Annotated in this window: 23 protein-coding genes; 10 read left to right on the forward strand and 13 right to left on the reverse strand. The window is 59.2% G+C overall.

Features of this window, described 5'->3' with window-relative positions:
- Positions 1-352 precede the first annotated feature (352 nt).
- Complete coding sequence (locus tag EJ078_RS04610; RefSeq protein WP_245456858.1) at positions 353-1486, forward strand: Gfo/Idh/MocA family oxidoreductase; 1134 nt, start codon at positions 353-355, stop codon at positions 1484-1486.
- Positions 1487-1513: 27 nt separating this feature from the next.
- On the forward strand, positions 1514-2305 hold the full coding sequence (gene hisN / locus EJ078_RS04615; RefSeq protein WP_127213907.1) for a histidinol-phosphatase: 792 nt from the start codon (positions 1514-1516) through the stop codon (positions 2303-2305).
- A gap of 99 nt (positions 2306-2404) precedes the next feature.
- On the opposite strand, the gene EJ078_RS04620 is transcribed toward hisN, so the two are convergent.
- A complete protein-coding gene (locus tag EJ078_RS04620; protein WP_067330581.1) occupies positions 2405-3226 on the reverse strand; it encodes a helix-turn-helix transcriptional regulator in 822 nt (273 codons plus the stop codon).
- Positions 3227-3357: 131 nt separating this feature from the next.
- On the opposite strand from EJ078_RS04620, the gene EJ078_RS04625 reads away from it, so the two are divergent.
- Positions 3358-4413, forward strand: coding sequence for a Gfo/Idh/MocA family oxidoreductase (locus EJ078_RS04625; protein ID WP_127213906.1), 1056 nt, complete (start codon positions 3358-3360; stop codon positions 4411-4413).
- A 31-nt stretch (positions 4414-4444) separates the two neighbouring features.
- On the opposite strand, the gene EJ078_RS04630 is transcribed toward EJ078_RS04625, so the two are convergent.
- The 9 genes from EJ078_RS04630 to EJ078_RS04665 all read right to left on the reverse strand — a co-directional run bounded on the left by EJ078_RS04630 (position 4445) and on the right by EJ078_RS04665 (position 13344).
- Positions 4445-5260: an IclR family transcriptional regulator gene (locus EJ078_RS04630; protein WP_245459109.1), complete on the reverse strand. Its 816-nt coding sequence runs from the start codon at positions 5258-5260 to the stop codon at positions 4445-4447.
- Between the two features lie 59 nt (positions 5261-5319).
- On the reverse strand, positions 5320-6894 hold the full coding sequence (locus EJ078_RS04635; protein ID WP_245459110.1) for an ABC transporter ATP-binding protein: 1575 nt from the start codon (positions 6892-6894) through the stop codon (positions 5320-5322).
- Between the two features lies 1 nt (position 6895).
- On the reverse strand, positions 6896-7726 hold the full coding sequence (locus EJ078_RS04640; RefSeq protein WP_095826388.1) for an ABC transporter permease: 831 nt from the start codon (positions 7724-7726) through the stop codon (positions 6896-6898).
- Positions 7727-7743: 17 nt separating this feature from the next.
- Complete coding sequence (locus tag EJ078_RS04645) at positions 7744-8700, reverse strand: ABC transporter permease (RefSeq protein ID WP_245459111.1); 957 nt, start codon at positions 8698-8700, stop codon at positions 7744-7746.
- Positions 8701-8772: 72 nt separating this feature from the next.
- The gene (locus tag EJ078_RS04650; RefSeq protein ID WP_208721087.1) at positions 8773-10353 is read right to left on the reverse strand and encodes an ABC transporter substrate-binding protein; all 1581 of its coding nucleotides are present in this window, start codon (positions 10351-10353) and stop codon (positions 8773-8775) included.
- Between the two features lie 81 nt (positions 10354-10434).
- Positions 10435-10833: a dihydrodipicolinate synthase family protein gene (locus tag EJ078_RS30645; protein WP_281060660.1), complete on the reverse strand. Its 399-nt coding sequence runs from the start codon at positions 10831-10833 to the stop codon at positions 10435-10437.
- 23 nt (positions 10834-10856) lie between these two features.
- Positions 10857-11312, reverse strand: a complete 456-nt coding sequence (locus EJ078_RS30650) for a dihydrodipicolinate synthase family protein (RefSeq protein ID WP_281060661.1) — start codon at positions 11310-11312, stop codon at positions 10857-10859.
- 605 nt (positions 11313-11917) lie between these two features.
- Entirely contained in the window at positions 11918-12508 is a 591-nt protein-coding gene (locus tag EJ078_RS04660; protein WP_245456848.1) for a DUF1349 domain-containing protein, read from the reverse strand.
- A 128-nt stretch (positions 12509-12636) separates the two neighbouring features.
- A complete protein-coding gene (locus tag EJ078_RS04665) occupies positions 12637-13344 on the reverse strand; it encodes a hypothetical protein (RefSeq protein WP_245456847.1) in 708 nt (235 codons plus the stop codon).
- Positions 13345-13806: 462 nt separating this feature from the next.
- Here EJ078_RS04665 and EJ078_RS04670 point away from each other — a divergent pair, with 462 nt between their 5' ends.
- From EJ078_RS04670 to EJ078_RS04680, 3 genes are all read left to right on the forward strand, one after another.
- The gene (locus EJ078_RS04670) at positions 13807-15402 is read left to right on the forward strand and encodes a GMC family oxidoreductase N-terminal domain-containing protein (protein WP_067330764.1); all 1596 of its coding nucleotides are present in this window, start codon (positions 13807-13809) and stop codon (positions 15400-15402) included.
- Between the two features lie 135 nt (positions 15403-15537).
- Positions 15538-16713, forward strand: a complete 1176-nt coding sequence (locus EJ078_RS04675; protein WP_164750355.1) for an MFS transporter — start codon at positions 15538-15540, stop codon at positions 16711-16713.
- A gap of 424 nt (positions 16714-17137) precedes the next feature.
- A complete protein-coding gene (locus EJ078_RS04680; protein ID WP_067330561.1) occupies positions 17138-17440 on the forward strand; it encodes a hypothetical protein in 303 nt (100 codons plus the stop codon).
- Positions 17441-17682: 242 nt separating this feature from the next.
- Here EJ078_RS04680 and EJ078_RS04685 read toward each other — a convergent pair whose 3' ends face one another.
- Positions 17683-18540, reverse strand: a complete 858-nt coding sequence (locus tag EJ078_RS04685) for a universal stress protein (RefSeq protein WP_208721088.1) — start codon at positions 18538-18540, stop codon at positions 17683-17685.
- Positions 18541-18979: 439 nt separating this feature from the next.
- On the opposite strand from EJ078_RS04685, the gene rnk reads away from it, so the two are divergent.
- Both rnk and EJ078_RS04695 read left to right on the forward strand, forming a co-directional pair.
- The gene (gene rnk, locus EJ078_RS04690; protein ID WP_067330551.1) at positions 18980-19444 is read left to right on the forward strand and encodes a nucleoside diphosphate kinase regulator; all 465 of its coding nucleotides are present in this window, start codon (positions 18980-18982) and stop codon (positions 19442-19444) included.
- 453 nt (positions 19445-19897) lie between these two features.
- The gene (locus tag EJ078_RS04695) at positions 19898-20170 is read left to right on the forward strand and encodes a hypothetical protein (RefSeq protein WP_127213902.1); all 273 of its coding nucleotides are present in this window, start codon (positions 19898-19900) and stop codon (positions 20168-20170) included.
- A gap of 8 nt (positions 20171-20178) precedes the next feature.
- On the opposite strand, the gene EJ078_RS04700 is transcribed toward EJ078_RS04695, so the two are convergent.
- Positions 20179-20724 carry a DUF488 domain-containing protein gene (locus EJ078_RS04700; protein ID WP_127213923.1) on the reverse strand — a complete coding sequence of 182 codons (546 nt, stop codon included), beginning with the start codon at positions 20722-20724 and terminating at the stop codon, positions 20179-20181.
- 601 nt (positions 20725-21325) lie between these two features.
- Here EJ078_RS04700 and ctaD point away from each other — a divergent pair.
- Both ctaD and EJ078_RS04710 read left to right on the forward strand, forming a co-directional pair.
- Positions 21326-22921, forward strand: coding sequence for a cytochrome c oxidase subunit I (ctaD, locus tag EJ078_RS04705; protein ID WP_127213901.1), 1596 nt, complete (start codon positions 21326-21328; stop codon positions 22919-22921).
- Positions 22922-22956: 35 nt separating this feature from the next.
- Positions 22957-23586 (forward strand): Tim44/TimA family putative adaptor protein, encoded by a 630-nt coding sequence (locus EJ078_RS04710; RefSeq protein ID WP_164750354.1) that lies wholly within the window; start codon positions 22957-22959, stop codon positions 23584-23586.
- Positions 23587-23707: 121 nt separating this feature from the next.
- Here EJ078_RS04710 and EJ078_RS04715 read toward each other — a convergent pair whose 3' ends face one another.
- Positions 23708-24529 carry a universal stress protein gene (locus EJ078_RS04715; protein WP_127847257.1) on the reverse strand — a complete coding sequence of 274 codons (822 nt, stop codon included), beginning with the start codon at positions 24527-24529 and terminating at the stop codon, positions 23708-23710.
- Positions 24530-24627 lie beyond the last annotated feature (98 nt).

A 24627-nucleotide genomic window follows, 5' to 3' on the forward strand; every position in this document is an offset into this window, starting at 1 on the left:
CGGGCAAATGGTCAGAACGCGCGTTGACTTCTCAGTGACGCCCGGCGTCCTTGCCGCGATTCCATTCCGCCGTTGCGGTGATGGTGAGGGAGATCTCGACTCCCATTTTCTGGCGGATCGGACGACCTCACCGATCGCATCACTGTGCGTCACTCATTGGCGCCGTGCGAACTTGTCGCTCGATTGAGCGAGTGGAAGGATGCGTCCAATCGTTCCGCAGCGCAGCCGGCTGTCGGATTGAGCGAGTGCGGCACCGGTCTCCCGACCGGTCCAGAGCTGGGCCGAATGCGCAAGGATATTTATGAGCCTTCTGACAAATGACATCCCCCGCAAACCTCGCTTTCGCGCGGGTATGGTGGGAGGAGGGCGAGGATCGTTCTTCGCAAGCCGGCATAGAACTGCCATGCGGCTAACCAATCGTTTCGAACTGGTGGCAGGCGCGTTCTCGTCTGACCGTCACGCCTGCATTGAAGCCGGCAAGGCCCTAGGAGTGGCTTGGGACCGCACCTACTTCAGCTTCAGTGACATGGCAGCGGCGGAAGCGGCGCGCGATGATGCCATCGAAGTCGCGATTATCGTTACGCCCAACCATCTCCATTTCGAGCCATGCAAATTGTTTCTCGAAGCGGGGATTCCCGTCATCTGCGAAAAGCCACTGGTCCACTCATCTGAAGAGGCACGCGAGCTCCAGCGGATCGCTGCCGCAAACGAGACGTTCTTCGCTGTAACATACACCTATACAGGGTATCCAATGGTCCGAGACGCCCGCGCTCGCATCCGCGCGGGCGAAATCGGGCAGGTACGCTTCATGCATGTAGAGTACTTGCTGGAATGGTTGGTCAACGACCCCTCGAAGTTGGGCAAGGGCGGGGTATGGCGCGGCGACCCGGCAAAGGCGGGACCGACGGGCGCGCTGGGGGATATCGGAACCCACGCCTTCAACATCCTCGAATTTGTTTCCGGACTCCGGTGCACCGCACTCAACGCCAATTTGATGCGAACCGTTGACTCCTTCGGGCTAGACGACACTGACGTGATCCAGTTGGAATTCGAGGGTGGCGCCAACGGCCTCTTGTGGTCCTCTCTTGCCGCTCCGGGCCACCGCAACGGCCTGCGTTTAAAGATCGTCGGCTCGAAGGCCACCCTCGAGTGGCGGCAGGAGGCACCGGAGACACTCACTGTGTCCCGCCTCAGCGAAGGCGACCTTACCTATCGTCGCGGCCACGGCGACATGTCCTCGGATGCGCAACTTGCGACCAGTCTGCCGGCGGGCTCTCCTGAAGGTTACCTCGAGGCACTCGCCGTTCTATACAGCGATTATGCGACTGCGCTTGAAGCCGGCCGAAACTGGCGAGGTGCGCTCCCGGTGCCAATCGCAGACGTTTACGAAGGGCTGCGGGGCGTTCTGCTTTCCGAGATCAGCGTCAGTTCTTCAGCTTCCAAATCGTGGATTGCCTTCCCCGGCTCCGAGCAGACGAGCCAATGATCTTCTAAATCCTTGCCAAGGTGACACATGTCAAAGCCACCGGACTCATCATTCTTGCACCGTCTCGCTGATTTGGCGGATGCCGAGACGCTGCCCCGCTATATGGTCGAGCTTGCCGTCGATACCAAGCCGAAGCCCGGATATAGATTCGATCCGGTGACCGAGGCTGATCGAGAAGCAGAAATCGCGTTGCGTGCCGCCATAATGGCGGAGTTCCCGGATCACGCTGTACTTGGAGAGGAATTCGGCGAGACGGGCGGCGGTAGCGACTGGCGTTGGGTGCTTGATCCCGTGGACGGAACCCGACCTTTTATCTGCGGCATCCCCGTCTGGGGAACGCTCATCGGTCTGACGGTTCGCGGGCGCGCCGAGATGGGGATGCTCAGCCAGCCCTATATCGGCGAACGGTTCTGGGCGGACGCAACAGGCTCATGGCGCCAGCGCGCCGGTGAGCCCCAGCCACTCAGGACGCGTGGCATCGACACCCTCTCCGACGCCATTCTCCACACCAACTCCCCCGAACATTTTCACGGCGATCTCAAAGCTGGCTTCGAGCGGCTGAACAGCGCGGTCAAGATGACTCGGTACGGTGGGGAATGTTATGCCTTCGCCATGCTAGCGGCGGGCCGGATCGATCTGGCGGTTGAACCTTCCCTGCAGCCCTACGACATCGTCGCGCTGATCCCGATCATCGAGAAGGCAGGTGGTGTGATCACTCGTCTCGACGGCGGCCGAGCTGAGGAAGGAGGCCCCGTCCTTGCCGCCGCGACGCCGTCGCTGCATCGGTTGGCACTGAATGAACTCGTCCTGAACACCTAAACTGCAAGACATTCAAGCGATTGAACGGGTAGCGTGAAAGTCGGGTTCGTCAAAGCCGAATATAGGGCCGACGAGTAATGCTCTTAGTCGGTTCGCATTTCACATCTGGATCATGTCCGAACCGTCGCCCAGATATTGCAGCACTTCCCTCGGGATGCCTGGGTCGCTCCTGTCAATCACGGTAAGTTCCTTGAGGTGACTGCGTTGGAGCAGGCCCGGCCCCTTGTAGTGCAAGGCGACCTTCGTCGAATAGGGCTGTCGGAAGGCATTGGCGGCAATGCCACTGGCGATGCCGAACATGAAACGCTTCGCATTTCGCTTGACCTGGGCATAGACACCGAAGGTGAGCTCATTGCTCTGGATGCCTTCGAAATCGGCCGTAAACAGCCGGTCCGCAACTGGGAAGCTGAACCCGTAGTACTTGAAGACGTATTCCGTTCTTCCCGGCCGGTCGAAGCTCGGGAACCGCTCGATATAGTAATGCTGGAGAAAATTGTTATTTCGATAGAGGCAGAATGCCGATTTTAGAATGAAACCTTTATAGATCGATGAAAACTGATATCGGTCATAGACACCCAGGATCTCCGAATCCTGCACACTACCGTCGAAGACAATATTCGAGAGGAAGTTGACAAACTCCGGCAGATGGCGCGCCGTGGACATCGCATGAAAAAAGTTGCCATCAATGAGCGTCCTGAACTCCTCGGGGTCGGAGAAGAGGATCGGAACGCTCAATCCGAAGAAGTTAGCGATCGTGCGCAGATTGGCGCTGGACGGCACATGGGCGCCAGAGAGATATTTGTTAAATTGTTGCCGATTGACGTTCAATTTGCGACAAACAGCGGCGACAGACCCGTGGCGATCGCACAAGGTCCTCAAATTTGCCGCGAGCGCGGCGGTATCCCCCGCGATGTGGTTCACCTCGATCGCCTCCCCTATGACGCGAACAGACGCTATCTGTACGTCAGTTTAATGCAGACTTCAACGAGATGCGAAGTTGGCTGCCAGAGGCGAATGCGCCCATACTTGGGGCCAGATCAGGAGCGCCCGGCATGGCAATTCACGGCAAGACTGGGTGGTCAGTTATGGGGACCGGCACCATTGCCACGGAGCAGATGGTCGCGGGCATCAGAGCGCAGGGGCATACTCCGTTGTGGGTGGTCAGCCGCCGAAAGATGGATGCAGCTCATTTCGCTCAGGATCTCGACATTCCGCAATGGACGACCAACCCGTCGGAGGCTCTCGGCGATCCTGACGTCGAGTTCACCTATGTCAGCGCGCGATTGAGGCGGCGGGCCCATTACATCACCGCCGCGGCCAAAGCTCGCAAGAACGTCCTTTGTGACGGACCGATCTCCGAAAACAGCAAAGTGGCCGCTGAGCTTGTGCGTCTGTGCGACAGCGCCGGGATTGTGCTTGCGGTACATCAACCATTCCGTGCGTCGGCCATCCACCAGACGATGCGCAGACTGATCCTGGATGGTGACATCGGGAAGGTGCAATCGATCCTTCTTACCCGCGAGGGACCGTACAAGCCCGCTGCCAAGCGCAGAAAGGACGATCTCGACAACGAGGGCGACATCTATCTCGACATGTCCGTCGACGACATCGACCTTGCCAGGTTCCTGACGGGTGGAGAACCGCGCGAAGTCTCGGCCATTTGCACTGTTGCCGATGGCAGACCCAACCAGATTTCCTATTCCTTCCAACTCGACGATGGCAGTCTGTTTCATGCATTCGAAAGTTTTGCGATCGCCGACCTGGAAAGCACGGTTGTGGTGGCTGGAGATCGCGGCACGCTGATCGCCCACGGTACGCTGAATGGCAAGGCTTCGGGTACGCTCATGCGTCGGCACGCAGCCAAGAACGAGCTCGTGCCGGTTCGCGACGGGGATTCGCATGTTGCTGCAGTCGAGGACTTTGTCAGCGCCGGGGAGCGCAGGCTGACTTGGCTGGCACGGGGGTCAGATAATGTCGTCGCCCTGCGCGCCGCGGAGGCTTTGGCTAAGGCCGCCTCGAAGCGCCGCACCGCCACAGTTCAAGGAGGTCAGCCAACGAGGGGCCTCCTTAAGCGAGATCAATCTGCACAGGATGCTGCGGGCCAGTGACCCGCACCAGAAAGCGAGGAGCAAGAGCGGCCTAGACCTGCCTGGTGTCACGGGATGGCTTCCCCGAATACCCCATTGCACGGGAGATCTGCCCTGCGATCTCGGCAATTCGCCCTCCGGTCGAGGGGACATTCTCGTCGGTAACACGCGCGATTGGTCCACTGATGCTGATGGCGCCGAGCGGGCGCCCCGATTGATCGAAGACGGGTGCACCGATGCAGCGTCCTCCTATGGCGGACTCCTCGTTGTCGATCGCATAGCCTCGCTCCCGGATAAGTGGAAATTCGGCACGCAATTGGTCGACTGTGGTGAGGGTGTTATAGGTGTAACGGGGCAGCCCCGGCTGCTTCAGCAGCACGTCCACTTCATGCGGATCAAGCCAGGCGAGAATCGACTTTCCGAGGGAAGTGGCGTGCCATGGGTTGACTACTCCCACGGATGCTCCCTGACGCAACGTCTGCATGGCCTCGATACAATCCACGACAACAACCTCGTGGCGCAGCCAAAGTGCGAAGCTTACCGTCTCGTTGAACTGTTCATGCAAGGTTTCCAGATAGGGGTGGGCTACCGTCCGAACGTCCCTGCGGTGGAGTGATTTCTGCCCAAGAATATAAAGCCCAATGCCCAGGACATAGCGATTTCCATTCACCTTTTCGATCAGCCCATGCCCGACGAGACTGGCCACATAACGTGACGTGGTTGGCTGTCCCAGCCCGACCTCGCGCGCGATCATCGACATCGACATGGGCTGATCAGAGCGCTCAAGAACGCGCAAGACTGCAACCGCCCGATCGACAGCGTCGAAGCGGGCACTTTTTTCCTCGTCAGTGAACAGGTCGTTTGGCAAGATCGTTCCAGCGAATCCCGTGGCAATCGCCCCCTTGGTGCTCCAAGTCGAACCGGTCGTCAATTAAGTCGCGGCGCGGCGTCCAACAGCATTCTTGTGTAAGAGTGCTTTGGCGAACGCAGGACGTCATTCGTTCGTCCCGCCTCAACGATGCTTCCATCCTTCATGATTATGATGGATTGTGCAATTTCGGAGACCAGCGGCAGGTTGTGGGTTATGAAAAGCATCGCAAGGCCGTCCTTCTTCAGATCGAGCAGAAGCTCGACCACGGCCGCCTGCACAGACACGTCGAGAGCCGAAGTGATTTCGTCGCACACCAGAAGCTTAGGTTTGACCGCGAGCGCGCGGGCCACGGCCACGCGTTGACGCTCACCTCCCGATAGATCGCCCGGGTAAAGATTGACAACCCGTTGCGGTAATCGAACCCGGTCAAGAAGCGACCGCACTTCGGCACCGACCCTTGCTTTGTCAGCCAGCCCCGTCAGGCGAACGGCGCGGGCGATGCTTTGCGCGATCGATTCCTTTGGGTTGAGCGAGCGGTCAGGATTTTGGAAGACGATCTGCATGGCGCTCAAATCTGCCTTGGAGCGACTTGAGACGGCGAACGGCATCAAATGCCCCTCGAACAACAAGCCGCCCGAAGCGTTGCTGTGCAAACCGGTCACGCATCGGCCCGTAGTGGTTTTGCCGCTGCCGCTGCCGCCGACAAGGCCGACGCACTCGCCTTTGCCGACCGAGAATGAAACGCCGTGCACGACCTCGACGTGGCCATGAGCCGCGCGCAGGTTCTTCACCTCGAGGACGGTCTGGATTTTGGCACCGTCGGCCTCGGACGCCGCCGCAGGACCATCGGTTACCAGTCGTGGAATAGCGTCGAGCAGCATGCGCGTATAGTCGTCGCTCGGTGCTGCGAAGACCTGCCTGCGGCTCCCCTGCTCGACGATCCTTCCAGAAAGCATGACGGCCACCCTGTCGGCCACGACGTTCACGACCGCAAGGTCATGGGTGACGTAGACCACGCTGGCGCTGCTGGACTTGACCAGCCTCGCTATCAACTCAAGGATCGTTTGCTGGGTGGATACGTCCAGGCCCGTGGTGGGCTCATCCATCACGATGACCTGCGGAGCCGTGACGAAGGCCATGGCAATTGCGATGCGTTGCAGTTGACCGCCGCTGAGCTCGAATGGATAGCGTCTCAAAAACTTTTCATCGTCTGGGAGATCGACGCTCCGCAACGCGTCACGCATCAGTTGCTTCATGCCGGTGCCCGAATGGCCGTGCGCCGCAAGAAGCTCGGCCATTTGCTTGCCGACTGACATGCGGGGGCTGAAGCTCGTGGTCGGATTCTGTGGAACCAGCGATACTTTGCCGCCCTGGAAGGCACGTTTCCTCCGGCCCGAGAGTGAGAGGATGTCGGTGCCGCCAATCAAAATGTTGCCGGAGGAAATGCGCATTCCCGGCCGCGCAAAGCCTAACAAACTCAAGGCGACTGACGTCTTTCCAGATCCCGATTCACCGATGATGGCCAGGACTTCACCCCGCTTCACATGAAGGGAGACGTCGCTGACGATTTCGCGGCCGTTGAGGTCATGCATGAAAAGCGATTGCACAACGAGCGGGATTGCTTCGGTCATTTCAAATCTCTTTCGACCGACCGACCGAGCGCGCAAAGCTGTCGGCAAGCACGTTGACGGCAACGGAGAAGGCAGCAATTGCCAGAGCTGGCGCGATTGCGATCCATGGCGAGATCGTGATGCCAATCCGGTTTTCGCTGATTATCAGACCCCAGTCGGCCGCCGGCGGTGGCAGGCCCAGGCCCAGGTAGCTTAGCGAAGCGTAGAGGATGATCGACCCGCAAAGTCGGACCCCGAAGTCGGCCAGGACCGGTGTCAGCACGTTGGGCAGGATGTCAAGGAAGCAGATTGCGGCCCAGCTTTCCCCGCGCGCGAAGGCAGCTTCGACGTACTCGTTCTTTGATATGTCCATCGTGATCAGTCGCACGATACGGAAGATGCGGGGTGAATGCAGGATCACAATCCCTATGATGACTGTGGGCAGGCTTGGCCCGGTCGAGGCGAGAAGGACGAGAAGAAAGATGGCCGGCGGGAGCGCGTAGATCACGTCGGAAATGGCAATCAGAAAAATATCCAGCGGGCCTCGCCGCATGCCCGAGTAGATGCCAAGCGGCACCGCGACTACATAGGCCGCCACGGTCGCGCAAAGCGCGACGACGAGCACAGTCCTCCCGCCATAGAGAAAGCGACTGAAAGTGTCGCGCCCCAGGAAGTCGGTTCCGAGCCAATGCTCGTGGGTTATGGTCGCGAAGGGAGCCCCGACGATTTCATCGAAGGCGTACGGACTGAACAATGGTCCGAACGAGGCGAGGGCAACGATGATGACGACCAGGACCAGAGCGATGCGAGCTGCTGGCTTCGCCAGGGTCAGGCGCAGGACGGAGCGGCGCATACGGTCAATCTCTCCGGCTAGGTCGTGCCGCGCGCCACGCGCAGCCTTGGATTAAGAAGAAGGATCAGCGCTTCGGACACCAGGTTGATAAGCACATAGGTCGCCGTGATGATCAGCGTGATGGCCAGCACTGTCGGCATGTCTCGGTTGATAACCGCTTCCGAGAGCGCGCTGCCGATGCCCGGCAGTTGAAAGACGGACTCGGTGACAACCACTCCGCCGGCCAACCAGGCCGCATTCAACGCGATCGTCTGGATGCTGGGTGTGATCGTGTTGGGAAGAACATGACGTAATAGCACCCGCGCGGGGCTTATGCCCCTCAGCCGTACCATATAGATGTATTCGGCGTTCAACACTTCGAGTGCCACCGCCCGCACCATGCGTACGATCTGGGCCAGCGTTGTGCCGAGCAGGGTCAGGACCGGCAAAATGAAAAGGGTCGATTGAGATGAAAGCGGAAGGCTGTCGTTGATCAGCGAAACCGGCGGCAACCAACGAAGATAAACCGCGAAAAGCACAATCAATACCGTGCCGATTACGAACTCAGGCAGGGCAACGGTCACGATTGTCGGAACTGATATTAGGTGGTCGGCCAATCTGTCTTTGTAGATCGCCGCGGCAACGCCGAGCACGAAGGAGAGCGGTATCAGCAGGAGCAGCGATGTGACCGTCAGTATCAGGGTGTTGACGGCCCTCGGCCCAATCGTCTCCCAGACTGGCCGGCCGGACGGAATTGACCGGCCGAAGTCGCCGGTGAGCGCGCCCCCGATCCAGCTGGCATATTGCACGACGGCCGGCCGATCCATGCCAAACTCGCGCCTGAGCGCCTCCACCGCCGAAGGGTCCGCCTTGGGACCGAGCGCTGCCCGGGCCGGATCTCCCGGCAGATATTGGGTCGCGGCAAAGACGACAATGGAGACGGCAAAAAGAGTGACGACAGCCAGGACTATTCTTGTCAACAAAAGCTGCAGCAAGGGTTTATTCAAGGGGTCTCACCTTCAGAGAAAGGGAGCCGCCGCGGCTTGGCTGGCCACGGCGGCTGCAGTTTACCCGAGATAGACGCTTTCGAACTGGTAATAGCCGAGATTTCTCTGGGTGGAGGGAACGATATTCTTGACCTTGGCGCTGGCGGCGTCGAGAAGATCACGGAAGCCCCAGATGATGTAAGCTCCCTTGTTCCACAGGACCTTCTGAGCCTCCACATAATATTCGCGGCGCTTGGGGCCATCGAACGTGGTTCTTGCCTTGCTTACCCACTTGTCGAACTCGTCACTGGTCCAATCCGGTTCGTTCCAGTAGGCACCCCGGGCATAGCCTTGGCCGAACTGGGATTCGAGAGTGTGCTGTCCCCAATCCGAACTACCCATCTGCGTCTTTTTGAAGTTCGGGCCGGAATAGTAGCTGTCGGGCGGCACGACCAGAAGTTCGATGTTGACGCCGATCTTCTTGGCCTGGTTGGCGATGAGCGTAGCCGACGCCTGCATGCCTGGAGCGGCATCCGAGGTGTAGAGGGTGATCGCCTGGCTATTGTCAAAGCCCGCCTGCTTGAGCAGCGATTTCGCCTGATCCGGGTCGTAAGCGCGTTGCGGCAGTTCGGAGGCGTAGTCTGGATCCGTGATGCAATGCAGGTCGTTGCCAATCCTGCCATATCCCGACAATGCGTTGTCGAGCAGTTGCTGGCGGTCGATCATGAGCCGGAACGCCTGGCGGACGCGCACGTCCGTAAAGGGTTTCAGGTTCGTCATCATGAATTGGTCGGTCGTGGCACCGCTCTTCGAGCGCAGCAGGGTGAGTGCGGGATTTGCTTCAATCAGGCGCGCAAGACTTCCATCGAGCTGAGCCACGGCATCGACCTGGTTGGCCACCAGCGCATTCATGCGCGCGGTCGGGTCGTTGATCGCGATGAATTCGACCCCATCGAGATATGGCTGGTCGGGCGTGCGATAGTTATCGCTGCGTGCCAGCGTCACCCGCTGACCGCGGGACCATGACACAAACTTGAAGGGCCCGGTCCCGATCGGCTTGTCGAAGTCGGTCGTGCCGTCCTTCATGAGGAACATGACCTTGCTGCCCAGCACTTGCGGCAGCAGCGCATAGGGCTGCTTCAATTCGACTTCGACCGTATTGGCGTCGAGCGCGCGTACCCCTTTCGGCTCCATGAGCGGCGCCAGGTTGGGGTAGGCATCGGCCTTGTTGTCAGAATTGAGGATGTACTGGATGGTGTAGACGACGTCCTTGGCCGTGAAAGGCGCGCCGTCATGCCAGACCACACCTTTCTTGAGCTTGATTTTCCAGACGTTGCCCTCGGCGTTGTGAGTGAAGTCATCCGCCAGCTTGTTGTAGAGATTGCCATCCTTGTCGAAGTCGGTGAGCCGGTCGAAGATCGACTGGGCGACGGCGAAATCCATATCGCCTGTCGAGATGAAGGGGTTGAGCGACGATTTCGCCCCGGCTGCGCCTAGACCGACGCGGAGCGTCCCTCCCCGCTTCGGTTCATCGGCCAGGGCCGGGCGAAGCCCCGCCCCGGCAAGCATCATACCGGTGCCCAACAACAAGCCTGTCTTCAGCACATCGCGCCGCCCGATAAGCGTCGAATCTGCCTTTGGGCGATTTATGTCCTTGCTCATTCCACATTCCCTCCTGTTTAGATGGTTTTCTTCGGCTTATTCATTCAACCAATGGGCGGAGCGCCCGCGCCTGGCCACGGCTTAGGCAAGCAGTCCAGCAAGCTTGAGGGCCTTCAGGATGTTTTCCTGGTCCTGCTTGGCCAGGTTGCCATTGGGCTTGCGCGGTTCACCCACCTTGCGGCCTTGAGCGTTGATGGCAAACTTGATGCGGGCGGGGAAATTCACGCTCTTGGTCATCTCCCGTGCGAGCGGCGCGATCTTGTCCGTCAGCTTCCGGCCAAGGACGTAGTCGCCGGCTGCGTGGGCGGCGAAGATCTCCCCGTACTGTTTCGGGATGACGGTGTTGATGCCGGAAATCGAGGCCTGCGCCCCAAACAGAAAGCTCGCAATGTTCACGCTGTCCGCCCCAGCGGCAATGGCGACCCGGTCGCCGACGGTCTGGACGAGTTCCGTCACCGGCTCCAGCGCCACTTCCTTCACGCAGATGACTTCGGGCAGTTGGGCTACGCGCTGCATGACGGCAGGGGGTTGAAGAAGTGGTTATAGTAGATGATGGGTAGAGAGGTCGCCGCCCCAACATCCTGGATGAACTTGTCCAGCCCATCGCCCGACGGGGTATTATAGATTGGTGGCCCAAGCATCAGCGCACAGGCGCCGGCCTGCTTGGCGAGCAGACCACGCTTGATGGCGTCGCGGGTGGTGGTTGTGATTATCCCGGCGATTACGCGCAGCTTGCTGTTGGCCGTGGCTGTTTCCACCAAGAGCTCGAGTTCCTCTGCGGAAAGCTCATCGCCCGAACCGGTGCTTCCGCCGACCACGGCAAGGCGAATGCCAGCGCTTTCCATGAACCGAAGCTCACCCTTGAAGAGATCCAGGTCGAGATCACCATCGGGTCTAAACGTCGAAACGAGCGGCGGGATGATCCCCTTGATCTCGTCCTTTTGAAGCACAGTCGCCATTGCAGTTCCTTATTTCACCTGGTGAAAGTCACTATTACTGAATGAACATCCTGCGAAGCGCGGAGCTTGTCAAGGGCATTTCGCAATGACGGCGCTGAATGCCCGAGACAGGCTTGCTGCGCTTTGGTTTTCAGCCCGCCGAACCCGTTCGCTGGTCAACAGGCATCTTCGTGCGGGAAGCAGTGAAGCCGGCCATAATGCGACGCGGTCGGAGCACCGATCTTGTGGCGCAAGACGAGAATGCACACAGCGGGGTCATGGCATGAGGTGCGCGGGCTTGGTGGCAACCAAATCCCGCACCACACCCTTTGCGACCTTTGCACTCCTGGCGCGGCGATCGCGCTTGTGCTCTAGGCCCCGTACCTCGGCCGATCCGTAAGGATCACTGTTCTTGCGACCTGGAAACAGGCCACTCCCGTAACGCGACGGCGTGACATCCGTGACCCCGATCACAGTGTCCTGCCCCATCTCGCATCACCGTCGGCGTCTGGCAGGGAAAGCGATGCGGACGACCATAAAGGACGGTCAGTCGCTGTTTGCCCGACCGAGATCGATGATATGAGACGAACTGGGGCAGCTGTCCTCAACGGCCAAAGTACGGTCAGCTATTGTCCGTTGCGCAGATCGCTGATCTTGGCGACAGAAAGCCTGACGTCTGAGAAGACGGCGGTCGTCCCCTCGCCCGTCGGCGATTGAACGCCCAATCCTATGCGCACCGGCCGCCTTTCGACGCCGGGCAGAGTGAACCAGCGCAGGAAATTCCAGTATTTGCCGTCTTCCGAAAAATGGAACGCGACCGTCTCGCCATCGCAATAAGCACGCAGCCACACGTGGGCGCCCGAATGACGAGGACCGTCCGAGTCGTCGGATGTGCCGCGCGTCACCACGCTCACGATGGTCGGCTTACGCGCGGCAGAAAATTCGAAGGCGATCTTTGCCCAATTGTTGTCGTCGCATTCGATGAAGATCGCGCCGGCGTCGTAAGCGGAGGCGAAGTCGACGGAGACCCGGGCAGACAGCGCAAAATGCTGCTCGTCGATCTCGCGCACCAATCGCGTGACATTCGCGGCCCGGCTTTTGCCGCTCGGGGCGAAGAACCAGTCCGTGTTCGCGTTGGCCCGCAGCCGCACCGAGGCGTTCTCGATTGCCGCGGAGCCGTTGTCAGCCCCCTCAACGCGCATGCTGTCGAGCTTCATGTTTTTTCCTTCACTTCAACAAATTCCGCCGAGAGCCGGCCGGTTTTGACCGGCTTAAACAGCGCTGAGAACGGCACTCGGCGCCAATGCTTGATACCGCCCGCGAAGCGCGCCAAGGATCGCCGAATTCAGGGGTGGAGTTCTATGGCGAGCCACACCGAATCGGTATCCGCGTAGTAGCGGTGCCATGGGTAGGCCCACTCATTCTTGCCGCTGACCCTGCAGAAGGGGTCATGCGAATAACCGACCGGCATCACAACGTCTTCATAAATTGTCGTTTCGTCACGAAGTCGAAACTTCTGCATCCGGCCGGAGCCGTGGATTTGCGTGTGTGTTTCAAGGAAGCGATGCTCATTGTGAATGAAGCAGTCAGTGTCTCCCGGCGACCACCAAAGGTTCAGCTTGAGGGTGAACGTCTGCGGGGTGCCGGGTGCTGCGCGCTCGTTGGTGAATACCAAAGGATCGGTGCTGACCGTGCCGATCTCATCCTGCGGGGAAATGAACAGCGGCGTGTCGCGTGGGAAGCTCTTGATTCGATTGCCAAGCCAGTCCCAGCCACGAAATATGCAGCCGCCGAGATTGGTGGCTTTTCGCACCTTCAGAAGCGCCGCCCGTTCCGCGGATTTGATTTGCCCGCCCTTCAGCCATGTCGATTTCCAGGCAGGCACGATCGCCGGATGCTCATCTCCGGTGATCATCGCGCTGGGGCTGACATTCACAACGACAGCGTCTTCAACGGGATAGTCGTGGACATCTTCGACGAGCTTGGCGAAGATGAAGTCGTCGGCAAACGAAAGGTCTCTCGTCTGGTTCGGCACGGTTTTGTCGTCCATCATCAGGGTAACCTGAGCCCGACCACACCACAATGCGGACGCCAAAAGAAGTGCGCGTCTGGACGATTCTTGTCGTAACTTGACGTCAATTCTGCGCCATATTGCGAAGTGCGCCGGTCCCGGTGGGTAAGCCGGCAATCGGGTGTCTTCGAAAGACTGGCTCTCAGGGCGCCAGCGATGCCAGGCAAAGAGTGACCTCACCACAGCGAACTTTCTCGCTCGGCGCGTCACATTGCTTCCATGTTCCATGCGTTGCGAACTTGTCATGAGCTCTCGATGTTTGCCTACTGGGCGAGATTGGCAGAGGCAGCTTCGACATTGCGTCGTATCGATGATCGAACAGGAGATCTGCCGCGCCAAAATCCGGCATGAAACCCGACCTCAGGCTGGAGCTCGATCAGAGGATCTCGACCCATGACAAAGTATGGCTCGGCGCTCTTGGGCATCCGACCGCGGGATGAAATTATGCAGACCAACTGTGACTACATAGTCGTTGGCGGCGGCTCGACTGGATGCGTGGTTGCCGCGCGGCTTTCGGAAGATCCTGATGCCTCGGTCTTCCTGCTGGAGGAAGGCCCACGCGACTTCAATCCCTACATCCATATCCCGGGTGCCTACTATAAGACCGCACAAGGGCCCCTATTGAAAAGGATTCCCTGGGAACCAACCGCAGCCCAATCCCGTGTCGAGCAGCCGACGATGGTCCAGGCCCGGGTGCTGGGCGGCGGCAGTTCCGTCAACGCGATGATCTATATCCGCGGCGCGCCATCCGACTATGCGCGGTGGGAAGCGCTCGGCGCGGATGGCTGGAATTATGATGATGTGTTGCCCTACTTTCGGCGGTCGGAAGACAACAACCGGTTCTGCAACCAGGCCCACGCCGTAGGGGGACCGCTAGGCGTTTCCGACATCGACCATATCCACCCCCTCACACGCGCCTGGCTGCAGGCGTGCCAGCAGGCTGGGCTGCCCTATAATCCTGATTTCAATTCCGGCGATCAGGCCGGCTGCGGTCTTTACCAGATCACCGCCAAAAACAGGCGGCGCAGCAGCGCCGCAACGGCCTTCATCAAACCCGCCCGCCACCGACCTAATCTCCAGGTTCGAACGGGTTCCACGGTCACGCGGATAATTGTCGAAAAGGGGCGGGCCGTCGGGGTCGAGTATGTAGCGAAGGGCCGCAAATGGGCCCTCATGGCCAGTCGCGAAGTAATCTTGTCGGCAGGTGCGATTGCCTCGCCGAAATTGCTGATGTTATCAGGGATCGGTCCGGCCGACGCTTTGCGCGGACATGGCATTCCTGTCGTTGCCGATCTGCCCGGGGTCGGACAGAACCTGCAGGACCATATCGAGATATCGCTCGTCTATCAGTTGAACGGGCCCCACAGCTACGACAAATACAAGAAGCCGCACTGGAAAGCCGCGGCTGGCCTGAACTATCTACTGTTCAGGGATGGCCCGGCTTCTTCCAATCTGATCGAAGGAGGGGCGTTCTGGTGGGGCAACACAAGCGAAGCGATCCCGGATGTGCAATATTTCATGGTCGTGGGTGCGGGCATCGAGGAAGGCGTCGACGCCGTCCCGGGCGGAAACGGCTGCACGATAAACCTAGGACAGATCCGGCCTCGGTCTCGAGGGGAAGTGACGCTGAAAAGTGCCGATCCTTACGCCAACCCACGCGTGGCCCCGCGGTATTTTTCCGACCCCTATGATCTCGATGCGGTGGTTGAAGGAACGATGGGGGCGTTCGATATCATGGAGCGACCCGCCATCCGCCGCTACATTGCCTCAAGGCAGATCCCGTCCGCCGGGACAGCGACGCCACTACAGGTGAGAAAGTTCTGCCAAGAGGTCGCGCATCCGGCGCTGCATCCTGCAGGCACCTGCCGAATGGGCAAGGACGGCATGGCAGTGGTTGATCCCGAGCTTCGCGTCCACAGTATCGAAGGCCTTCGCGTGGCGGATGCGTCGGTCATGCCAACGCTCATATCCGGCAATCCCAACGCTGTGTGCATTATGATCGGCGAGAGGACTGCGAACTTTGTCCAGCATGGCAAGTAGAAACGCGCGACCCTGCTCCCTCTCAAAGATTAGCCGGCGCCCGCGGTGGCCTGCCTTGGCCACCACCAACCATGACGGCCTCGCTCCAATCACCGGTGTCTCAATTTGAACGCCACACCAGAGAGAATAGCGATAGTGAACTACAGCTCGACGATCTCCCCTGCGATCCGAAGCAGCCGTTTCTTTTGCAGCCTTTTCTTTTTGGGAGCAGGCGTCGGCATCGGAGCTTGGGCGTCCTCACTTCCAGTCCTCAGCGCTCAAATGGAACTGGACAAGGCGCAACTCGGGTGGATCCTGATTGGCTTCGCTCTGGGCGCAATTGTGATGATGACCAATATCGGTCGCTTGGCTGCCATTGCCCCGAGCAGTGTGCTCAGCTTGCTGGGATCTCTAACGTTCGGCGCAGCGCTGTTGGCCCTCCCGTACGCCGGTGGCACCTATTGGCTGGCGTTGATTGTGTTTTTTGCCGGTATCGGTTTCGGGACGCTCGACGTATCGATGAATATTGATGCCTCGACAGTGGAGCGTCACATGGGTCGGCAAGCAATGTCCTCTTTTCATGCCGTATTCAGTTTCGGAAGCCTGATCGGCGCATTCGTTGTCGGCCAGATACTGTCCAACGGCGGCGCCTTGGCCGTTTGTCTTGGGGTGGCGGGACTTGGTGTTGCGGCAGTCGCGGTCGTCGCCTGCATAGGATGGAACAATTCAGGCCGGTTCGACGATCCTGCCGACTCCATTGAGGCGACGGATGGCAAATTCGATAATGCAATAAGGAAGCATCTTTACCTGCTTGGTGGCCTGGCATTCTTAGGGATGCTGGCCGAGGGCGGGATGATGGATTGGAGCGCTATTTACATCGTGACCCGATCCGGAGGAGCAGAAAGCACAGGCGCCTATGGTTTTGCGGCATTTGCAACCATGATGGCAACCGGCCGCCTATTCGGTGACGCCATCGTTAAGCGGATCGGCCAGATGCCGATGTTGCGCTATTGCACAATAGTTTGCGCAGGCTCGGTGTTCACAATGATCCTGATGGGCGGCAATCTTCCTGTTGTTCTGATTGCGCTCGCCATATGCGGTCTTGGCCTAGCAAACGTCGTGCCCACACTTTTCGCCGCCGCCGGGCGTGCAGGTGGCACTTCTGCTGCTCGGGCAATGTCGATCGTGACGACGATGGGATACGCGGGATTGCTTCTTGGGCCTGGATTGTTGGGTTTTATTGCTCAGATTTCGTCGCTCGTCGGCAGCTTATCCGTCATCCTAATGGCATTTGTCGCAGTTTCGGCTTCAGCGCGCTCGAGCGAATGCTAGGGTTTGGCCACTCACCCGTCCGTGGTGAGGCGGATGGCTCGCATGCACATTCTTAGGCCTCGCCAAGGACGTAGCTGCCAGCTGTATGGCCTCGCGCAGTTAGCTTTTGACACTGACCTACAGCCGGGGGGCAGGTTTCGCGGAACAATGGTATTCGTCCGACTGGGCACAAGCCGATCGCGTGCTGCCGGGCTAAGTTATGTTGTAGGGGCGAACACGGTTACCAACTGAATATGAGACTGGATGTCTGAAAAGGGCCGAAAGCGGAACGGGAGCTTCACAATTTCGACACCAGCCAACGGCATCGGCCCTTCCCTTTTTCGGACTCGATATCCATTTCTGACGGGTCGAGCCATCGCGCCGGAGCATACTGGCTTTCAGCAGACAGCGATGTCGCTCCCGAAAGCGTCTGAAAGGGTAACTTATGACGATCACTGGAGCTCAATGCCGCGCTGCTCGCGCGCTGGTCGAATGGACCCGTGAAAAGCTCGCCAGCAATTCAGGCGTGGATGCGCTGGCCATCGAGGAATTCGAACGTCGGATCACACTCCCCGACTACGAAGTCTGTAATAGGCTCCAAATCGCGCTCGAAGGCGCCGGCGCCTTTTTTATTGCCGAGAACGGCGGCGGTATCGGGGTTCGCCTGAAACTAAACCGCTCCGAGGTCAGGCGGATCAGCGTTCTCGAGAATGAGGGGGGCATCGTTGGCACGGATGCCGTTCCATAGATCCTGGGCAGGGTCCTCAACGGTACACCGCGCGCGAGGCGATGTAATCGAAATCAGCGAGCCCACCGCTGCTTCTGGGTACACTTTGAACAGTCTGCTCTTAGCGTTGGTCGTTTGCGGGAAACTCATGGCACGCGCGGCGCTTCACGGGACCGCAGCGAGGGCATGGTGGCGTCCCGCTCAATTCGTGGTGACCGCGGATTCCCAAGACGAACAACGATGATGATCCATGCGGACCTTGATCAACTTCGGATAGGCGGTACCGCAAAAACATCCACGTCGACCGAACGCAGAAGGCTTTCTGTCACGCTTCCCAGAAATAATTTGATGAAGCCCGAACGGCTATGCGTTCCGATCACCAGAAGATCGGGCGCCACCTCGTTAATTGCCTCCATGATCGCCTCGACCGGGCCGCCTTCCCTAATTTGCAGCGACCAATTGTCGACGTCAAAGTCGTTCGCTTCCAGAAATGCTATGAGTTCTTTTTCCACCTGCGAACGTTCTGTCGCCACGTAGCTCGCCAACTCGTCCTTGCCTATTCCGGCATTTGACATTTTTCCCTTGGCGAAGGCATCGAACCCATGGACCAGCGAAAAACTGGCCTCGCCTATCAATCCGGTTTCCTTCGCCGTGCTTATTGCGCGCGCCGACGGCTCGTACATATCCACGGCAGCCATCACTTTTTTGTAGGAATGTTCTACCTCAGCATTCACCATGAGCACTGGGAATTGTCCGGTGCGGATCACACGTTCGATCGTCGTTCCCACAAAGACATCACGGAGCAATTGCTTGCGGTGCGCGCCCATGACAATGAGATCGACCCCGCGCGCCTCGGCCGCATTCAAAATGCCGCGGAACGGATTCCCAGTCACGACTGCGAAATCACATTGGAGTCCCTTCAACTCGGCGATCGAGGTCATTTGTTCTGCAAGATATCTTCGGGCCTCGCGGGTTTCGAGCCGGACTATGGCTGAGGGTTGGTCGTCGTCGACGACATGGACGAGCGTGAGTTCCGCGGCAACGTTCCGGGCCAGAAGGCCGGCCCGCCGCAATGCCCGTTGTGACCGGGTGGAAAAATCTGTCGCCGCAAGGATTTTCATGCCAGGTTCCGTCTTCCTCGTCCATGAGATCACCATCCCCTTCCTTCGGGAGACTTTGGGTAATGATCTAAGTGACGATGGTCTCGTTTGTCCGCCGAGTCACCCCAGGCGCTGGCTCAACTGTTTCAAAGTGCCGCTTTTGGCAGGTCTTGCGGCTGAGCCTGCCATTGTCCGCCTTGACTTCACGAATTACGTCACCAACTATACCTATATGAACGCCGCAGCCAAATTCTGTCGTGATTTTCTTTTCCGGGTTTGCCCCATCGCGGGATCTTAACCCCCGGCCCGGCTGCCAATGCGCCCCGAGCCGAGGGGTAACGCTTAATCGACATGTTAGGATCAGCAGGGCTCCAACCTTTTGGCGCACTGGGATCAATTTCCGAAGTCGCCTGTCCGCCACCTTTGATGGCGGCTGAGCCAGTAGAAATATGAGCATTAGATGCAGAAAAACTCGAAAATCCGGCGCAAGCCGAATATCCGCATCTCGCAGTCGGATCATGCGCGCTTATCGGTGCTCGCGAGCACTTTCGCCGCACGATATCCGGAGGCTTCCGATGAGCTGCTCGCCGAGCTCGAGCGCGCGCGGATCGTCGCCGATGGTTGGGTCTCCGCCGGTACCGTCCGGATGGGTTCAACTGTGACGTTCAAGCCCGACACCGGTGATCGGAGAACGGTAACGCTGGTTTTCCCTGGCGATGCTGACATCTCCGAAGGCAAGGTTTCGATTCTTACACCGATTGGCACAGCCCTGATCGGCCTCTCGGCTGGACAGTCAATCATGTGGACCGCCCGAGACGGGCGCCGGCACGAACTGTTGGTGCTTGGTGTGACCCAGCCCGCCCCGCAAGGTGATGGAGTCAGTCAGCTCGCACCTGCGTCTCCAACGATGGCGGCGAGCGTCTGACATGGGCGTCTCCGTCCGTCTCCTCAATCATGCAGGCAGCTTGATCGCGGGAGTCTGACCCCTGCGCCGGCTCATCTCGGTCCGGCACAGGGGTACTTCCTCACATCCGATCAACTGCAGTTGCCGGATCGCCTTGTGCGGGCCGGCTGGAGACGTACCATGCCCAATATAGACACCTGCCAACTGACCACCAAGGATTACACGATTCTTCAAGTGATACGGGAACGCCATCCGATCCGCGACGAAACCTCTCTCGACTAGTTCTCCAGCGGAAGATTTCGAGCGCAGTTGTCATGTTTCGCGATGACATCCCAGCGAACGTCGTGACACTCAGCAGCCGCGTGGCCTATCGGGTGAACGACGGTCCTGCCGAAACCCGCATCGTCGCACATGACCAGATGCGCGGTCTGGTTGGCATGCTTTTTGCCTATCACCAATCCGCGAGGCCTGGCGTTGCTCGGTCTGGCCAAGGGGCAGTCGATGTCCATTCCGACAGCGGACGGGATGCTTGAAACGCTGACGGTGCATGAAGTGGTTTACCAACCAGAAGCCGCAAGGCGCGAGAGACTGAAACTGGCGGGAGTTGCTGCATCGGATTCGCTGCGGCTGGATGGACACGGTCCGCGGGCCGTCCATCGTTCCGATGAACCGCACGACGAAGTTCAGAACAAGGTTGCGGCGGCTTTCAACGCCGGGTTCGACGACCCGGGGCCGTCGGCTGCCTGAGGGCTCGACTATGCCGAAGGCTGTGAAGGCGGGTAGACAAGCATTCCATCGGCTCCTGCCCTCACGCCGTCGGTGAGTTTCGCCGGCACGACCTTGTCATGGCTCATCAGATGAAAAACGGACTCGCCGCGGCTGATCAGGTAGTCCGCGACGATCCTTCTGTGACAGCGCCACCACAGCGCTTCCGAGCACATGACGGCACACTGCCGCTCCCTGCCGAGCGATACAAGCCGGGCCAGGCCGTCATGAAACTCCGCCGACAACGCGTAGTCGGCGTAGTTGTGAAAACTCTGGTTAATCCAGAACGCGTTTAGCATTGGTGGAATGTCATGCGCCTTGCCCCGCAGGCCGCCAAGCTCGGCAATGTACTCATATCCAATGCCGGACGGAGCCAGGCTTTCCGCAAGCACCTCGGTGTTGAATTGCGGGTTCGCCCGCGAGCGTCTGACGGTTCTTATGTCGATTACCAGGGCGACTTCTGCCACATGCAGCAGGGCAACGAATTCCGGAATCGACCTGGTCGAATGACCGATAGTGTAAAACGGATAAGGCATTTTTTCCTTGTCGATCCACCTGCCAGCCATGTGGCTTCGCGCCTGGGGGGAACGATCATTTCACAACGTCGCTTTAAATCCGCCTAGCCTCCCGCAGTCCGCTCTCTCCCGCTGCATGCCCCCGAATAGATGAGTTCCGGCGCCTTGCGTGACCTCGAGCTTACCTGCCTCAAATATGGCGAGCTTCGGCGCCGATGTCGAAATTGCCGGCATAGTTGTGCTCCGTTGTGGTTGTTGATCCCTAAAGACCCGCCCCTCCCACCGGCTCGCTTGCAAGAGCAATAAATTTGCACTTACGCGGCATTTAATTCCGTTTGCCTTTCTCTTCCCTCCGTAGCACGTTTGGGGCGGTACGGAGCTGGCGCCTCGGAATGTGGCGGCGGTTTCTTCGACAGAAAGCTCGCGGCCATGCACAGGCGGACCGCTGGCCATCGGCTTACGCCCGATCGGCTCCAAAGCCCACGACATTGCGATGGACGCAATGTCACGGACGACTGAAAACACGAAGCAGACAGCGCCTGGTTCTCCGATCGCGGCGGATGAATGCCGTCCCTCGCGAGAGCCATCAGGCTTGCCTGCAATGAAAGGCAGGTAGCGCACCATGTCGAATCCAGCGGCAGCGATGGAAGACCACAAGCCCCGGTTTCTGGTCAGGTGGCTGTACTCGACCAACCACAAGGATATCGGGTCGCTCTATCTGATCTTCTCGATCTTGGCGGGGATTCTCGGCACCGCGCTTTCGGTCCTGGTCCGGATAGAGCTCCAGGAGCCCGGGTTGCAGACATTCAGTGATCCGATGACCTACAATGTCGTGGTCAGCTCCCACGGCCTCATCATGATCTTCTTCGTGCTCATGCCGGCGCTGATCGGCGGCTTCGGCAACTGGATGGTGCCGATCATGATCGGCGCACCCGACATGGCGTTTCCGCGCATGAACAATATCTCGTTCTGGCTGCTGGTGATGGCGTTCATCCTCTTCATCACCTCGATGTTCGTGCCGGGAGCGCCGGGCACGCTCGGCCATGGCGGCGGCTGGACGCTCTACCCGCCGCTTTCGACCTCCGGCCAGCCTGGTCCCGCGGTCGATCTCGTCATCCTTTCGATCCACCTTGCGGGAGCGTCATCGATCCTCGGAGCGATCAACTTCATCACGACCATCTTCAACATGCGCGCGCCAGGAATGACGATGCACAAGATGCCGCTCCTTGCCTGGGCGATGCTGGTGACCGCTTTCATGCTGCTGATGTCGCTGCCGGTGCTGGCCGGAGCGATCACGATGCTGCTCACGGACCGCAACTTCGGCACGACGTTCTTCGTTCCCGACGGCGGAGGTGACCCGATCCTCTACCAGCACCTGTTCTGGTTCTTCGGCCATCCGGAGGTCTACATCATGATCCTGCCCGGCTTTGGCATCATCAGCCACGTCATCTCGACCTTCGCCAGGAAGCCAATCTTCGGCTATCTCGGCATGGCGTATGCGATGGTGGCGATCGGCCTGATCGGGTTCCTCGTCTGGGCGCATCATATGTATACGACCGGCATCTCCCTCGACAGCCAGCGCTACTTCGCCTTCGCCTCGATGGTCATCGCCGTTCCCACAGGCGTGAAGGTGTTTTCGTGGCTGGCCACAATGTGGGGCGGATCGATCGAGTTCAAGACACCGATGCTGTGGGCTATCGGCTTCGTCCTGCTCTTCACCGTCGGCGGCGTCACCGGGATCATGGTCGCCAGCCCCGGCATCGACCGCTCGTTGCACGACACCTATTTCGTGATTGCCCATTTCCACTATGTGCTGTCCTTGGGCGCGGTCTTCGCCATCTTCGCTGGCTGGTACTACTGGTTCCCGAAGATGACCGGATACATGTACAGCGAGACGCTCGGGAAACTGCATTTCTGGACGATGTTCATCGGCGTCAATCTCGTCTTCTTCCCGCAGCATTTCCTCGGCATGGCCGGCATGCCGCGCCGCTACGCTGACTATCCCGATGCCTTCGCCGGCTGGAATTTCGTGTCCTCGATTGGCTCCTACATCTCGACCGCGGGGCTGTTCATCTTCTTCGTCGCGGTCACAGAAGCTTTCAGCCGGAAGCGCCCTGCCAGCGCCAACCCGTGGGGCGAAGGGGCGACCACGCTTGAATGGCAGCTGCCGTCGCCGCCGCCATTCCATCAGTGGGAAAGGCTGCCCCGGATCCACTGATATGGGCATCTTCGACAAGTCGATGGGTGAATGTCATGAGCGAGACTTCAGACCCGACCAGCCAGATCCTTCTCGTTGCGATTCTCGCGCTTTATTGGGCAATGCTTGGGAGTTGGAGCCAGCTCCTCTCCCGCTGGAACGACGAGAGGGCCAAGCGGGACACTGCAGCGGCGCGGCGGGACGAAAGTGCCGAACACACATCCTGTGCGGACATGTCCCAGGATGCGCTTCGCAAGATCGACCCGGATTTCGATCCCGCGGCATTTCTGGCTGGCGCCAGGAGGGCCTATGAAGCGATACTGCGGGCGTTTGCGGAGAGTGACATCCAGACATTGCAGCGCCTCGTCGGGCCGGAAGTGCTTGATGCCTTCGAGCGAGTGATCGTCGAACGCCGCGATCGGCAAGAGATGCTGGAACTCACCTTCATCAGGACAGACGAAACGAAGGTTGTCGATGCTTTCGTGGAGAATGGCACCGCTGAGATAGTTGTTCGATACGTTTCCGACGTGGTCAGCGTTACACGCTCTGCCGACAATGCAGTCGTCGCCGGCGATCCCCGGGAGATCGTTGAGATGATCGATACGTGGACGTTCGCCTGTCAAACCCAGTCAAGGAAGCGGAACTGGATGTTGATCGCCACCGAGGGCGAACAACAACAAGCCTGAGTTCTTGCGATAGGGTCCGGCGGCAGGCTTGTCACGGTTAACGAGCACCAACCCAGCGGGCTGGGATGCGTTCGCGAAATCTGTCAGCAGGTGGGATGCACTCCGCCATCGGTGCCGGCGATCAGTTCGACATGAGCCGGTTCAGCCGATCAGCTTCAAGTAGCGAGCGGGTAGCGCCGCCGAAGATCCACTCCCTGAACCTGCTGTGGCCATAGGCGCCGGATATGACGAGATCCGCGTTCATTGCGCCGGCGACGTCGGCGATCGTTCGGCCATTGGATTTTTCCGGAAACACCTCCGCCTTGGCCTCTACGCCGTGCATGTCCAGGAAGGCGACAACATCGTCCAGCCCGTTCCAGGTTTGGTCAGTTGGGCCATCGTCGATCGTAATGACCCGAACCTCCTGAGCCATCCGCAAAAAGGGCATGGCATCTAGAACCGCGCGCCTGGCTTCACGCGTGTCCTTCCATCCGACCAGAACCTTGTTGATGCGGAAATTCTCCTGGTTGGTCGCTGCCACAAATACGGGCCGTCCGGCCTGAAGGATCAGATTGCCGAGGTCGGTCGACCGATACGCGTCGTCGAAACTGGCACCCTCCGGCGATGCTGTGACGATGACATCGGCCAACCGCGCCGATTCAATTAGCGAGCGGGTCGGATTGCCCACGGTCCCACGCCATTGCGTATGAACCGTCGTGCCAGCAATGCTTTCGAACTGCGCGTGGAGGTCCTCGAGCCGTCGCTTGATGTTCTTGCGCTGGCGCATCATGCTCTCGCCTTCGAAGGCCACTCCACCTTCCATTACAACCGGCGGCGGAACGTCGGCGGCCGACAGACCTATCAGGCGCGCGTCGAAGCGCTGGGCGAGATCGACTCCGAGCTTGACAACAGGAGCGACCATCCCGTCGATGTCGAGGTTGAGAACGATCGACTTGTAGCCCATGTTGGCTTTCCTTCCGTTGGTTGCGGTTGATCGCGGCGCCGGAACGCAAACGTCAACAGGGCCCGCCGCGAGATCCGGCAAGGTTTCAACAACCTCAA

The organism is Mesorhizobium sp. M1A.F.Ca.IN.022.06.1.1, assembly GCF_003952605.1.
Lineage (GTDB): Bacteria > Pseudomonadota > Alphaproteobacteria > Rhizobiales > Rhizobiaceae > Mesorhizobium.